Below are 12,432 nucleotides of genomic sequence, written 5' to 3' on the forward strand. Positions count from 1 at the left end.
CAGCGCCAACGACGGGCTCGCCCCGATCACATTCGAGCGTCAGATGGCAGAAGCGCGGAGGACGTCAACCGCCCAGCTCAGGGCCGAAGTGGCATAACACCGTCTCCACGCTTTGAGGGGATTGACACGCCCTGGCAAGCGCCCCCCGGGCCACCTCAACACAGCACCATCGCACGATGCTCGCGCCAACCCATCCGCGCAACGTGCTGTGGACCCTGGCCCCCGATACCTTCGCCCAGGGCCTGGCAGAGCCATCCCCCGCAGATGCCTCGTCCTGGCGTCTGCGTGCACAGTTCCCCTCGCCTAGCGGGGCGTCCAGCGCTGGCTGCCTGGCTCGAACCCCTGGCGCGGTGTGCTCGGCGCATAGTCCGTGAATGACATGCGGAAGCCCGACAGAGGGGGTTGGGAGAAATGGTCTGTCTAATCCGTCGCCCCAGCGCAATGCACCCGCGCAACATGCCAGCACGGCCTGTGTTCGCGCCCCGTTCTGAGGCAGACGCCGCGGTGCGACGTTGCTGCGCAGCGTTCGGACTTGGGGGTTGGACGACCCTTGCGTTATGGCGAGAACCACATGACCCGCTGCATAACTCGGGCTGGTCGGGTATAGGCCCGCTTTGTCGTCCGATGTCCCCGGAAGGGAGCCCCGACACATGGGTATCGGAGTCAGTCTCGCATTCATCGCCCTGGGCGCGATCCTCGCGTTCGCCCTCCGCGTCGATCTCAGCGGCATTGACATTCACCTGGTCGGCTGGATCCTCATCCTGGTGGGGCTGATCAGCATGTTCTTCACCGTGAAGTACACGCGGCCGCGCCGCCGTGCCGGCCGGGTGGTCGGTGCGGACCCCGCCTACGGGGACGAGCCGGGCACAGTGGTCCGCGAAGAGCACATCATCGAAGATCCCGCGCCCGTCGGCCGCCCTGGGGAACGAGTCGAACGTGTGATCGAACATCCGGCGGACGAGCGAGCCCCGCGCGGGCACGCCGCCCAGGACCCGGCGTTCTCCCAGGATCCGGCGCACGCGCAGGATCCGGCCCAGGAGAACAGGCCGTCCGTCATCGATTCGACCACGCGGCCCGTCCCGCAGAGGCGCAGGTGGCGTCGAACGACCCGTTGATTCGTAGGGCCCGGGCCCGCTCGGTGTGCTTCGGGCGGTGGTGCACACCGGGCAGCCGAGGACCTCGCGCCGACCAGGGCGCGAGGTCCTCTGTGGGGGTGGCAGGTCTTTCCGACCTGAACTTCTCTGATGCAGTGCCTGGACGAGGTCGGGTTCAGGGCCGGAGCCGTCTTTCTCGGCCTGGACGTCGGGAGGAGCGTTCATCACGGTCGCAGGGTGACCGCTAACCGCAGGGAGATCATCGAATAGGCCCTGGCAACGGCGAGCAGTCTTCGCGGTGGCTTGACCAAGAGCGGTGCCCTGCGAGGGCGGGCTAGATGCGCGAACGGCCCCGGTGCGGTGGAGCACCGGGGCCGTTCAGGTGAGTGAGAGCACTCGAACTTGCGGCCGTCCGCCGCGGGAAGCTTTGAGTGGGCGAATCGGCTGGGGTGGTCGTCCGGCGGTCAGGACGTCCGGGGCATGTCTTCAGGCGGGGTAGACGACGACGTAGCGGTCGGGCTCCTCGCCTTCGGATTCGCTGCGCAGGCCCGCGGCGGCGACCGCGTCGTGGACGATCTTGCGCTCGAAAGGCGTCATCGGGGCGAGCGGCTTCGGCTCGCCCGCCTGCTTGACCTCGTCCGCGACATCGGTGCCGAGCTTGGTCAGTTCGGCGCGGCGGCGTTCGCGGTAGCCGCCGATGTCGAGCATGAGCCGGGTGCGGTTGCCCGTCTGCCGGTGGACGGCCAGGCGGGTCAGTTCCTGCAGCGCCTCCAGGACCTCGCCGCGCTTTCCGACCAGCTCGTCCAGGGAGCCGCCGACGACGGCGACGATCGCGCGCTCGCCTTCGACGTCCATGTCGATGTCGCCGTCGTAGTCACCGATGTCCAGCAGGCCCTCGATGTAGTCGGCGGCGATCTCGCCTTCCTGCTCGAGCGCCTGGACGTCGACCTCAGTGGTGTCGGTCTGGCTCAACGGGGTCTCCTTCTCCGGCACGTGCTCGGGGATCAAACTAGCGCTTCTGGGTACCGCTGCGCTTGCTGCGCGGCTTGCGGGTCGGCTGGTTGCGGACGACCTTCGGCTTGTCGTCCACCTCGGGTTCCGGCTCCGGCTCCTTCCTGAGCTTGGCCTTCATGCCGGACGACGACTGGCCGTTCTTCGAGCCGGCGGCCTTCGCACCGCTCTTGGCACCGGCCTTCGTGCCCGACTTGGCGGGGCCGGACTTGCCGGTGGTCGGGGTCGTCGCGGGCTCGCCGTCCTTACCGGGCGGCGGGTACTTCTTGTAGATGTAGTGCTGCTGCGCCAGCGTCCAGCTGTTGGACGTGACCCAGTACATGAGGACACCGAGCGGGAACCCGAGCCCGAAGAGGCCGAACAGCGGCGCGAGGAAGACCATCATCTTCTGCGCCTGCATCATCGGGTTGGCGTCGTCGGTGACGGGCTGGCGCTTCATGCTCGCCCGGACGGTGAAGAACGTCGTGCAGGAGCTGATCACCACGGCGATGCCGGTGACGACGATGGCGGTCCAGCTCTTGGGGTCCGAGCCCCAGGCGTTGAGGAAGGTGTCCGGGATGTGGGCGCCGAAGATGCTGGCGTGCTGAGCGCTCGCCACCAGGTCGGCCGACATCGCGAAGACGCTCTCGCCGGGCTTGGCGTCCGAGACCTTCTTCAGCGTCTGGAAGAGGCCGATGAAGATCGGCATCTGCACCAGGAGGGGGAGGCAGCCCGAGAGCGGGTTGGCGCCGTTCTCCTGGTAGAGCTTCATGACCTCCTGGTTGAGGCGCTGCTTGTCGTTCTTGTATTTCTTGCGAAGCGCCTGAACCTTGGGGTTCAGTTCCTGCATCTTCCGCGAAGCGTGGATCTGCTTCACGAACAGGGGAACGAGGATCACGCGCAGCAGGACGGTGAGCAGGATGATCGAGCCGCCCCAGGCCCATCCACTGTCCTTGGGGACGACGGTGCTCAGCCCCGTGTGAATCCACACGATGAGCTGAGCGACGATCTCGTACAACCAGTCAAGCACCGGGCAGCTCCTTGGGCTCTGCTAGGGCGGGGCCGCTCTCCTCGCGGCCGGAGTTCGGGGAAGCCGCCGCGGATCGCTCCTGGGCGGACGTCCGGGACGTCCCCCCAGGCCCCCCGGAGAAGCGCGTGTCGGACGGCTTCTTCGGCGGCACCGGGTCGTAACCCCCGGGGTGGAAGGGGTGGCACCGCGCGATCCGGCGGGCCGTCAGCCATGTGCCGCGCAGCGCCCCGTGCACCTGGAGGGACTCCAGGCCGTACGCGCTGCAGCTGGGCTGGAAACGGCACTGCTGCCCGAGCAGGGGACTCAAGAAGCGGCGGTAGGCGCGGACGAGAAGGATCAGCAGCGTCGCGACGGGGCCCGGGGGCCCCACCGGGTGATGCGGGGGGAAGGCCATCCCCTGCCGACTCCTCATCTCCGCCCCTTGGACGCGGGCCGCAGCAGCCGGTCGAGCGCCGACTCCAGATCCGCGGCCAGTTCGTCAGGACGCGCCGTCCCCGCCGAGGGGTTGGCGCGCACTACGAGCAGGCTACCCGCTGGGAGCCGGTCCAGGTGCGGGCGCATCAGATGGCGGAGGCGGCGTCGCGCGGTGTTGCGGACGACCGCGTTCCCCACGGTGCGCGCCACGATGAACCCGACCAGCGGCGGGGCCGTCCCGCCGCCGACCCTGTCGGGCACCTCGTCCGGGTGAAGCAGGTGAACCACGACATTTGGCCGTCCGGCGCGGCGACCGCGCCGGACGGCCAACGTGAAGTCGTCCCGCCGCCGCATCCGGTTTCCGGACGGCAGCACAGTGAGCGGTGGATCAGACCGCGATGCGAGTGCGGCCCTTGCCGCGCCGGCTGGACAGGATCGCGCGGCCGGCGCGTGTGCGCATGCGCAGCCGGAAGCCGTGCTTCTTGTGGCGGCGACGGTTGTTCGGCTGGAAAGTACGCTTGCTCACTTGAGGCTCCAGTGCTGCGGTCGGTTCGTCTGCAAAGGCTCGGCAACTCGCATCGAGGGGCGCGTCCGGTCCCCCGCAGCGGGGGCCCAACCGAGCCTGCCTGGAGGGGCTGCCGGCGGGCACGCGTCATCTCCGTCGATGCGACTCGACCTCAGCACGTTACGGGCTCCAGCGCACGGGGTCAAACCGAGCGACCGCGCCCGATCCAACGGAGCAAGCGGCCCAGGTGACGGGCGGAACGGGGCATGTTGGCGGACCGGTCGTGTTGCGGGTGTGGGCCGCAGCGGTTAGGGTCGTCCGGGCGAACCGACGCTCTTTCGACTTCGACGAATTCGACGGTCCATGTCGGTGTTCTGCCCCTCATACCCCCGTTCGAGAACCACACCCGGACCGGCCCGCGTGCAGGCCGGAGGCTTCCCGACCTCGCTCGTAGGAACCCGCGTCACGGGTTTTACACAGGGTGCTCCATGCCTATGCACAGCATGTGGACAACTCTGTGGACAACTCGTGAGAGAGTAAGTCTTCCGCGTCGCGGCGGTGCCCTGTGGGGCCGATCGCGTCCTGTGGGACAGCCGGGGCAGTCAGGTACTCCGTCGGACGGAGGGGGAGGGGACCTTGCGCATGGACGGCCAGGATCTCGGATCAGTCTGGGCCCGCACCCTCACCGCACTGTCCGAGAGCGATCTGTCTCCGAGCTACCGCGCCTGGCTGCCGATGGTCCGTCCGCTGGCATTGGTGGAGGGGACGGCGCTGCTGGCGGCGCCGAACGAGTTCGCCAAGGACGCGCTGGAGACGCGGCTGCGCAACCTCATCACGCAGGCCCTTTCGCATGAGCTGGGCAGGGAGATCCGCGTCGCGGTGACCGTCCAGCCGGAGCCGCCTGCAATGCCAGGCCCTGGCCCAGGCCCCGGTGCGTCCTCGCCTAGGCCGGGTGGTGGTGACCCACTGGGTGCGCCGATCCCAGCGCCGGGGGGAGGGCTCGGCATGCACGAACCCGCTCCTTCTTATGGCGAGTCCTACTCAGACCGGCCGCACGACGACCGCGACAGGGACCGGGAGCGTGAGAGGGACCGGGACCGTCCGCACTCAGGCCAGCCCTACGGCGAACCGTCAGAACGTCCGTATTCCGAGCAGCCGTACAGCGAGCCGGGGTACCGGCCGCAGTCGGGAGTTACCCACAACCCCGGCGCCCCCGGAGGTTATCCACAGGCTGCGGACGACGAGCGTGGCAACTATCCGCCCGCTGCCCGTCCGTCCGCCTACGGCCCAGGCGGGCAGGGCCCGGGTCCAGGTGCCGGTGGACGTGGCCCAGGGCCCTTCGAGGGACGGGGCCCGCAGGGCTATCCCGGGCACGGCGCGCCAGAGGGATTCAGCGGAGAGCCTCCTGGACGGCCCTCGCACTCGCATCTGAACGACCGCACGCTCGGCCCGCTGCGTTCGGGCGGCCGTGCAGAGCCGCAGGGGCGCGAACCCCAGCACGGTGGGAACGAGCCATCGCTCGGGCACCCGGAGAACACCTTCAAGGGCGGAGACCCATCGTTCGCTGGCGGCGAGCAGTCGTACGGAGGGCCGGAGCAGTACGGCGGCACTGGCACCGACCAGTACGGCGCAGGCGGCAGCGACCAGTACGGGAGTGGCGGCGGCGACCAGTACGGCGGTGGCGGAGGTGCTGTCGCCGAACAGTACGGCGGAGGCGGCGAGCAGTATCGCGGCGAGGAGCCCTACCGCGAGAGCGTGTTCCGCGATGATGAGCCCCCAGACTCCCGCAGCCCCGGCGGCCCAGGGTCCAGCGGCCCAGGCCCCAGCGCCACCCACAATGGCCCTGGCCCTGGCGGGGGTCCGGCGCCGGGAGGCAACGCAGGTTCCGGTGCGTCCGAGCACGCCCGTCTGAATCCCAAGTACACCTTTGAGACGTTCGTCATCGGCTCGTCCAACAGGTTCGCGCATGCGGCCGCCGTAGCGGTGGCCGAGCAGCCGGCCAAGGCGTACAACCCGCTGTTCGTCTACGGCGACTCCGGCCTGGGCAAGACGCACCTTCTCCATGCGATCGGGCATTACGCGCAGAGCCTCTTCAATGGCGCGCGCGTCCGTTATGTGAGTTCGGAAGAGTTCACGAACGACTTCATCAACTCGATTCGCGACGGAAAGGCGGACGGGTTCCGCCGCCGCTACCGGGACGTCGACATCCTCCTCGTCGACGACATCCAGTTCCTTGAGGGCAAGGAGCAGACGCAGGAGGAGTTCTTCCACACGTTCAACACGCTCCACAACGCCAGCAAGCAGATCGTCATCTCCAGCGACCGTCCGCCCAAGGAACTGGTCACGCTGGAGGACCGGCTGCGCAACCGGTTCGAATGGGGGCTGACGACCGACGTCCAGCCGCCCGAGCTGGAGACGCGCATCGCGATCCTGCAGAAGAAGGCGCGCCAGGAGGGCCTCGCCGCGCCGCCGGACGTGCTGGAGTTCATCGCCTCGCAGATCGCGACGAACATCCGCGAGCTGGAGGGCGCGCTGATCCGGGTCACGGCGTTCGCGAGCCTGAACCGGCAGTCGGTGGACATGAAGCTCGCCGAGATCGTCCTGAAGGACCTCATCCCGAACGACTCCGGCCCGGAGATCACCGCCGCGATGATCATGGCGCAGACCGTCGAGTACTTCGGGACGACGATCGAGGACCTGTGCGGCCCGTCCCGCTCCCGGATGCTCGTCACGGCCCGGCAGATCGCGATGTACCTGTGCCGGGAGCTGACGGAGTTGTCCCTGCCCAAGATCGGCCAGCAGTTCGGGGGACGCGACCACACCACGGTCATGCACGCCGAACGCAAGATCCGGTCGCTCATGGCCGAGCGCCGCGCCATCTACAACCAGGTCACGGAGCTGACCGGGCGCATCAAGCACCAGGCCCGCAAGCGCTGAACGGCGCCCTGTGCACACTGTGGACAGACCTGCGCGACGTTTGTGGACGGGCCGCACCGGCCCCGTCCACACCCCGTCCGCCGGACGGAAGCGACGAAAGGCACGTCTCGCCCGAGAACCGGAGTCGCTACTCACAAGTTGTGGAAAACTCTGGGGATTTTCGTGGATAACCCGGTGGGCAACCGTTGGAGAACCTGAGGATGAGCAGTGGACGGATGTGGATCCGCGGCGCACGAGCCCACGGCATCCTGGGGAAAACCAGTGGACGACTTGGGGAGGGCCTGGGGAGAGCCTGGGGACGGACCTGCGGGCAACCCGGCGATCACTCGTCCGGTGTACACAGGCCGCCGAAACGTACGGCATACCCGTGGAGAACTCGTGGAAAACCGGGGGATGACATGAGGATGACGTGTGGGGATGATTTCGCCGTCCCCAGGCGCCGCCGCGCCGTCCACTCCCGATGCACAGCACCGGTGGACGAAGAAACCCGCTCTCACCTGGGAAGACGCCGTCTGTCCACACTATCCACGGCCCCTATTACTGGTACTGCACTACTTCTCTACTCAAGAAAAGATCCATCTCAAGTCAGGGCCTGGGGACAACCCGACCCGAGCGCCCCGGCCGTGCCAGGATCACCTCACCCTTGTCCGACACCTGCAGGAGGCGGGTCCACTTGAAGTTCCGCATCGACAGAGACGCCCTGGCCGACGCCGTCGCCTGGACCGCGCGTACGCTCCCCGTCCGGCCCCCGGTGCCGGTGCTCGCGGGCATGCACATCGTCGCCGGAGGCGAGGAGAACAGCGACCGGCTGAAGCTGTCCGCGTTCGATTACGAGGTCTCCGCCCAGGTCTCCACGGACATCGATGTGGAGGAGGCGGGGACGGCCCTGGTGTCCGGACGGCTCCTCGCCGAGATCTCGCGCAGTCTCCCTCCCCACCCTGTGGAGGTGACGACGGACGGCGCGAAGGTGATGCTCCGCTGCGGCAGTGCGAAATTCACACTTCTCACCATGCCTGTGGAGGACTACCCCACCCTGCCGGAGATGCCCCCGGCCGCAGGGTCCGTGGGCAGTGACGAGTTCGCCGCGGCCGTCGGACAGGTGGCGATCGCCGCAGGCAAGGACGACACGATCCCCATGCTGACCGGCGTCCGTGTGGAAATCGAGGGCGAAACCGTGACGCTGGCGTCCACGGACCGCTACCGCCTGGCCGTCCGTGAACTGCACTGGAAGCCGGAGCGCCCGGACTTCTCCGCCGTCGCCCTCGTCCCGGCAAGGACGCTCGCCGACACCGCCAAGTCGCTGACGGCGGGCGCGGAGGTGTCGATCGCGCTCGGCGGGACGGGCGGTACCGGCGAAGGCATGATCGGCTTCGAGGGCGGCGGCCGCCGGACGACGTCGCGCCTCCTGGACGGCGACTTCGTCAAGTACCGGTCGCTGCTGCCCAGCGAGTACGCGGGCCTCGCCGAGATCCAGACCGGCCCGTTCATCGAGGCCGTCAAGCGCGTCTCCCTCGTCGCCGAGCGCAACACCCCCGTGCGGCTCTCGTTCAGCCAGGGCGAGGTCGTCCTGGAGGCCGGGACCGGGGACGAGGCGCAGGCCGTGGAAGCCCTGGAGGCGTCCCTGGAGGGCGAGGACATCGACATCGCGTTCAACCCCGCGTTCCTCCTCGACGGGCTCTCCGCGATCGGCTCCGACGTCGCCCGGCTGTCCTTCACCACCCCGACGAAGCCTGCCGTCCTCACCGGCAAGCCCCCGCAGGACGGCGAGAACCCGAACTACCGTTACCTGATCATGCCCGTCCGGCTGTCCGGGTGAGGCGGTGAGCCTTTCGTCCAAGAGGGCCCGTCGAACCGGATGAAAGGCTCACCCCCGGGCATGCACCGCGGGGAACCGCGAGCAACTGCCGGGCAGCCGCGGAAAGCCGGCGGGAAGCCGCCCTCGCGGCGCGCGCGCACGTACGGACGTCTACGCACAGGGGAGTTTTCATGGAGCTTGGGATCATCGGCCTGGGCAAGATGGGCGGCAACATGGCCGAGCGGCTGCGCCGGGGCGGCCACACGATCGTCGGCTATGACCGCGATCCGGACGTCAGCGACGTCGGCTCGGTCGAGGAACTGGTCGAACGGCTCACCCCGCCGCGCGCCGTGTGGGTGATGGTGCCCGCGGGCCAGGCCACCGAGGACACCATCCACAAGCTGGGCGAGGTCCTTCAACCGGGCGACATCGTCGTCGACGGCGGCAATTCACACTATGTGGACGACCAGAAGCACGGTGAGCAGCTCGCCGCCAAGGGCATCGGGTTCGTTGACTGCGGTGTGAGCGGCGGCGTGTGGGGCTTGCAGAACGGCTACGCGCTGATGGTCGGCGGCGACGAAGACAATGTGAAGCGCCTGATGCCCATTTTCGAGACGCTCAAGCCGGAGGGCGAGTTCGGGTTCGTCCACTCCGGCAAGGTCGGCGCCGGGCACTTCGTGAAGATGGTCCACAACGGCATCGAGTACGCGATGATGCAGGCCTTCGGTGAGGGTTACGAGCTCATCGAGGCCAGCGACCTCGTGACCAAGGTGCCGGAGACGTTCCTGAGCTGGCAGGAGGGGACGGTCATCCGGTCCTGGCTGCTGGACCTGCTGAACAGGGCTCTCGCCGACGACCCGGAGCTGGACGACCTGCGCGGCTACGCCAACGACTCCGGAGAGGGCCGCTGGACGGTCCAGGCCGCCGTTGAGCACGCCGTCCCGCTGCCTGCGATCAGCGCCTCCCTCTTCGCCCGCTTCGCCTCCCGCCAGGAGGACTCGCCCGCCATGCGCGTCGTCGCCGCCCTCCGCAACCAGTTCGGCGGCCACGCCGTCGAGGCCGTGGGCGACGGCGACTCCCCCGGCGCCGACGTGACTCCCCCGGCAGTCTGAGCCCCGAGAGTTATCCACAGTTTCGCTTTCCGCCCCGCGCTCCCTCCGCGATGCCCGACCCTGAACTGGTCGGACGCGAAGGCCGAGAACGCCCCGCAGACGACGACCCTGCGGGGCGCTCACATGTCCGCCCCGTCTCGCCACAAAGGAGGTGCCCGAATGCCGCTTCCGCCAGCGAACCGGCCCACACCTCCCCCCACCCGACACCGAACGCCCCGGCGCCTGCTGACGCGGCTGTGCCAATGGACGCGGCTGTGGCACCTAGCCCGCGTCCAGCATCGGCGGATCCTCCGAAGACGCGGCCGTGGCAGCGCCGACCCAGTCCTAGTCGGCGCGCTGCGGGCCGGCGGGCGCGTGCTTGAAGCGGCGGCGGAGGCTCTACGCTCATCTCTCGTGCACGTCGCCCACCTCTCCCTGCAGGACTTCCGTTCGTATCCGGCCGCCGAGGTCGCGCTCGAACCGGGGGTCACGGCGTTCGTGGGCCCGAACGGGCAAGGCAAGACGAACCTGGTCGAAGCCATCGGTTACGTCGCCTCGCACGGCAGCCACCGGGCCGCGACGGACGCGCCGCTCGTCCGGCATGGCGCGCCGCGTGCGATCGTGCGGGCCGGTTTGGTGAAGGACGACCGCAAGGCGCTGATCGAACTCGAGATCAACCCCGGGAAGGCCAACCGGGCGCGGCTCAACCGGTCCCCCGTCCCCAGGCCGCGCGAGATCCTGGGGATGCTGCGGACGGTGCTGTTCGCCCCGGAGGACCTTTCGCTCGTGAAAGGCGACCCGGGGGAGCGCCGTCGTTTCATGGACGAGCTGCTGACCGCGCGGGCTCCGCGCTTCGCCGGGGTGCGTGCTGACTACGACCGCGTCCTCAAGCAGCGCAACGCCCTCCTGAAGTCAGCGGCCGCGCACAGGCGCTCCCCTGGCCAGGAGGTTCTCGCGACATTGGACGTCTGGGACTCGCATCTGGCACGCACAGGGTCCGAGCTGCTAGCCGCGCGGCTGGATCTCGTCGAGGCACTCCGCCCCCTCGCCGTCCGCGCCTATGCGGCCCTGGCACCGGCCAGCGACGCGGCCGATCTGTACTACAAAAGCTCGTTGGGGGACGTCGAGTTGTCCACAGACCGTGGACAACTCGCCGACCAGTTGCTGGCGGCGGTAGGCGAGTCCCGGAAACAGGAGCTGGACCGCGGAGTGAGCCTCGTCGGACCGCATCGGGACGAGCTCGTCCTGCGGCTGGGGGAGCTTCCGGCGCGCGGCTACGCCAGCCACGGCGAGTCGTGGTCGTTCGCGCTCGGGCTCCGGCTCGCCGCGTTCGACCTGCTACGGGCCGACGGCGACGACCCCGTGTTGATCCTGGACGACGTGTTCGCCGAGCTCGACACCGGGCGTCGCAGCAGGCTGGCGGAGACGGTCGCGGTGGCCGAGCAGGTGCTCATCACGGCCGCCGTCCCGGCCGATGTCCCCGCCGAACTGACAGGGGCTTCGTATACCGTCTCTGACGGCCAGATCGTCCGCGGCTGACCGGGAAGGGGCGAGCGCGTGAACGACGATCCACAGGATGTGCACAACTCCCCCGAGCCGGACGCCGACGCCCCACCGGCCAAGTCGGGCTCCGACGCCCCACCGGCCAAGTCGGGCTCCGACGGCCCACTGGCCAAGTCGGACGCCGACGGCCTGCCAGCCAAGCCGAACATCGAGGGCCCACCGGCGAAGTCAGGCATCGAGCTGGCCCGCGAGGCCCTCGCGCAGGCGAAGGCGGACGCGGTGAAGCGCGGCACCGTCCCCGGGCAGAACGGCAAGCGCAAAGGGACGGGGCGACTCGTCCGCGTGAAGGACCCGGGGCGCGGCGGCGACCCCAAACTGTTCGGCGCGGCGATCCGCGACCTGATGGCGTCCCGCGGCTGGGAGCAGAGGGCCGCGGTCGGCGGCGTGTTCGGCAACTGGGCCGGCATCGTCGGCGCGGAACTGGCCGAACACACCCGCCCAGAACGCTTCGAGGACGGCGAACTCACCGTCGCCGCCGACTCGACGACCTGGGCGACGCAACTCCGCCTGCTGTCGTCCAACCTCGTCCGGCGCCTGAACGAGGACCTCGGCCACGGCACCGTCCGCCGGGTAAAGGTCGTCGGCCCCTCCACCCCCCGCCGCCCCGGCGCCTGGCGCACCCGCTGAACACACCGCCCGCACGCGACACGGCGTGCTGGTGACGGCCACGGCGGCTACGCCGGCTACGGCGGTCGCGGCGGTCGCGGCCAATCACGGCGACTACCACCGGACACGCCGGAGACGACTGTTGCGGCGACCGTGGTGACGGCGGACGCGGCAGTTGCGGCTGAGCACGACGCACGCGACCTCCGCGTCAACGCCTACCCGCTGCGGGCTCGGTGGCTGTGCCCGGACACGTCGTACGCGACGCTTTGTCGCGGACACGGTGGTCCCGTCGCAAGTGTTGTGGCGGGTACGGCGAGGCGTCAGGTACGGCGGCGCGGGTGTTGCAGGTTCATGGGTGCGGCGGTCACGCTGGCGTACTAGGGGACGTTTGGGGCTTGCTTGGGTGG

11 protein-coding genes are annotated in these 12,432 nt (G+C 69.2%); 6 read left to right on the top strand and 5 right to left on the bottom strand.

Translation table 11 applies throughout. From position 1 onward, the window contains the following. Window positions 1-650 precede the first annotated feature (650 nt). Window positions 651-1,115 carry a DUF6458 family protein gene (locus E1287_RS38265; protein ID WP_131970191.1) on the top strand — a complete coding sequence of 155 codons (465 nt, stop codon included), beginning with the start codon at window positions 651-653 and terminating at the stop codon, window positions 1,113-1,115. A 465-nt stretch (window positions 1,116-1,580) separates the two neighbouring features. On the opposite strand, the gene E1287_RS38270 is transcribed toward E1287_RS38265, so the two are convergent. The 5 genes from E1287_RS38270 to rpmH are packed head-to-tail and all read right to left on the bottom strand — an operon-like array spanning window position 1,581 to window position 4,054. Continuing rightward, complete coding sequence (locus tag E1287_RS38270; protein ID WP_067905405.1) at window positions 1,581-2,066, bottom strand: R3H domain-containing nucleic acid-binding protein; 486 nt, start codon at window positions 2,064-2,066, stop codon at window positions 1,581-1,583. Between the two features lie 37 nt (window positions 2,067-2,103). Continuing rightward, window positions 2,104-3,114, bottom strand: a complete 1,011-nt coding sequence (gene yidC, locus E1287_RS38275) for a membrane protein insertase YidC (RefSeq protein WP_131970192.1) — start codon at window positions 3,112-3,114, stop codon at window positions 2,104-2,106. Continuing rightward, the gene (gene yidD, locus E1287_RS38280; protein ID WP_131970208.1) at window positions 3,107-3,508 is read right to left on the bottom strand and encodes a membrane protein insertion efficiency factor YidD; all 402 of its coding nucleotides are present in this window, start codon (window positions 3,506-3,508) and stop codon (window positions 3,107-3,109) included. Before yidD ends, yidC begins: the two co-directional genes overlap by 8 nt. A 14-nt stretch (window positions 3,509-3,522) precedes the next feature. Then, on the bottom strand, window positions 3,523-3,882 hold the full coding sequence (gene rnpA / locus E1287_RS38285; RefSeq protein WP_243719719.1) for a ribonuclease P protein component: 360 nt from the start codon (window positions 3,880-3,882) through the stop codon (window positions 3,523-3,525). Between the two features lie 34 nt (window positions 3,883-3,916). After that, the gene (gene rpmH / locus E1287_RS38290; protein ID WP_131970196.1) at window positions 3,917-4,054 is read right to left on the bottom strand and encodes a 50S ribosomal protein L34; all 138 of its coding nucleotides are present in this window, start codon (window positions 4,052-4,054) and stop codon (window positions 3,917-3,919) included. Window positions 4,055-4,675: 621 nt separating this feature from the next. Here rpmH and dnaA point away from each other — a divergent pair. The 5 genes from dnaA to E1287_RS38315 all read left to right on the top strand — a co-directional run bounded on the left by dnaA (window position 4,676) and on the right by E1287_RS38315 (window position 12,046). Next, the gene (dnaA, locus tag E1287_RS38295) at window positions 4,676-6,970 is read left to right on the top strand and encodes a chromosomal replication initiator protein DnaA (RefSeq protein ID WP_131970198.1); all 2,295 of its coding nucleotides are present in this window, start codon (window positions 4,676-4,678) and stop codon (window positions 6,968-6,970) included. A 673-nt stretch (window positions 6,971-7,643) separates the two neighbouring features. Next, a complete protein-coding gene (dnaN, locus tag E1287_RS38300) occupies window positions 7,644-8,786 on the top strand; it encodes a DNA polymerase III subunit beta (protein ID WP_131970200.1) in 1,143 nt (380 codons plus the stop codon). A gap of 170 nt (window positions 8,787-8,956) precedes the next feature. Then, window positions 8,957-9,877 (top strand): phosphogluconate dehydrogenase (NAD(+)-dependent, decarboxylating), encoded by a 921-nt coding sequence (gnd, locus tag E1287_RS38305; RefSeq protein ID WP_131970202.1) that lies wholly within the window; start codon window positions 8,957-8,959, stop codon window positions 9,875-9,877. A 393-nt stretch (window positions 9,878-10,270) separates the two neighbouring features. Then, on the top strand, window positions 10,271-11,395 hold the full coding sequence (gene recF, locus E1287_RS38310) for a DNA replication/repair protein RecF (protein ID WP_131970204.1): 1,125 nt from the start codon (window positions 10,271-10,273) through the stop codon (window positions 11,393-11,395). An 18-nt stretch (window positions 11,396-11,413) separates the two neighbouring features. Then, window positions 11,414-12,046 carry a DciA family protein gene (locus E1287_RS38315; RefSeq protein WP_131970206.1) on the top strand — a complete coding sequence of 211 codons (633 nt, stop codon included), beginning with the start codon at window positions 11,414-11,416 and terminating at the stop codon, window positions 12,044-12,046. Window positions 12,047-12,432 lie beyond the last annotated feature (386 nt).

Origin of the sequence: Actinomadura sp. KC06 (assembly GCF_004348735.1) — a bacterium.
GTDB lineage: Bacteria > Actinomycetota > Actinomycetes > Streptosporangiales > Streptosporangiaceae > Spirillospora.

What these genes read in the sequence shown, in the direction of transcription:
- rnpA (WP_243719719.1), bottom strand. Translation starts at nt 3,882, where the DNA reads ATGCGGCGGCGGGACGACTTCACGTTGGCCGTCCGGCGCGGTCGCCGC.
- dnaA (WP_131970198.1), top strand. Translation starts at nt 4,676, where the DNA reads ATGGACGGCCAGGATCTCGGATCAGTCTGGGCCCGCACCCTCACCGCA.
- E1287_RS38265 (WP_131970191.1), top strand. Translation starts at nt 651, where the DNA reads ATGGGTATCGGAGTCAGTCTCGCATTCATCGCCCTGGGCGCGATCCTC.
- yidD (WP_131970208.1), bottom strand. Translation starts at nt 3,508, where the DNA reads ATGGCCTTCCCCCCGCATCACCCGGTGGGGCCCCCGGGCCCCGTCGCG.
- gnd (WP_131970202.1), top strand. Translation starts at nt 8,957, where the DNA reads ATGGAGCTTGGGATCATCGGCCTGGGCAAGATGGGCGGCAACATGGCC.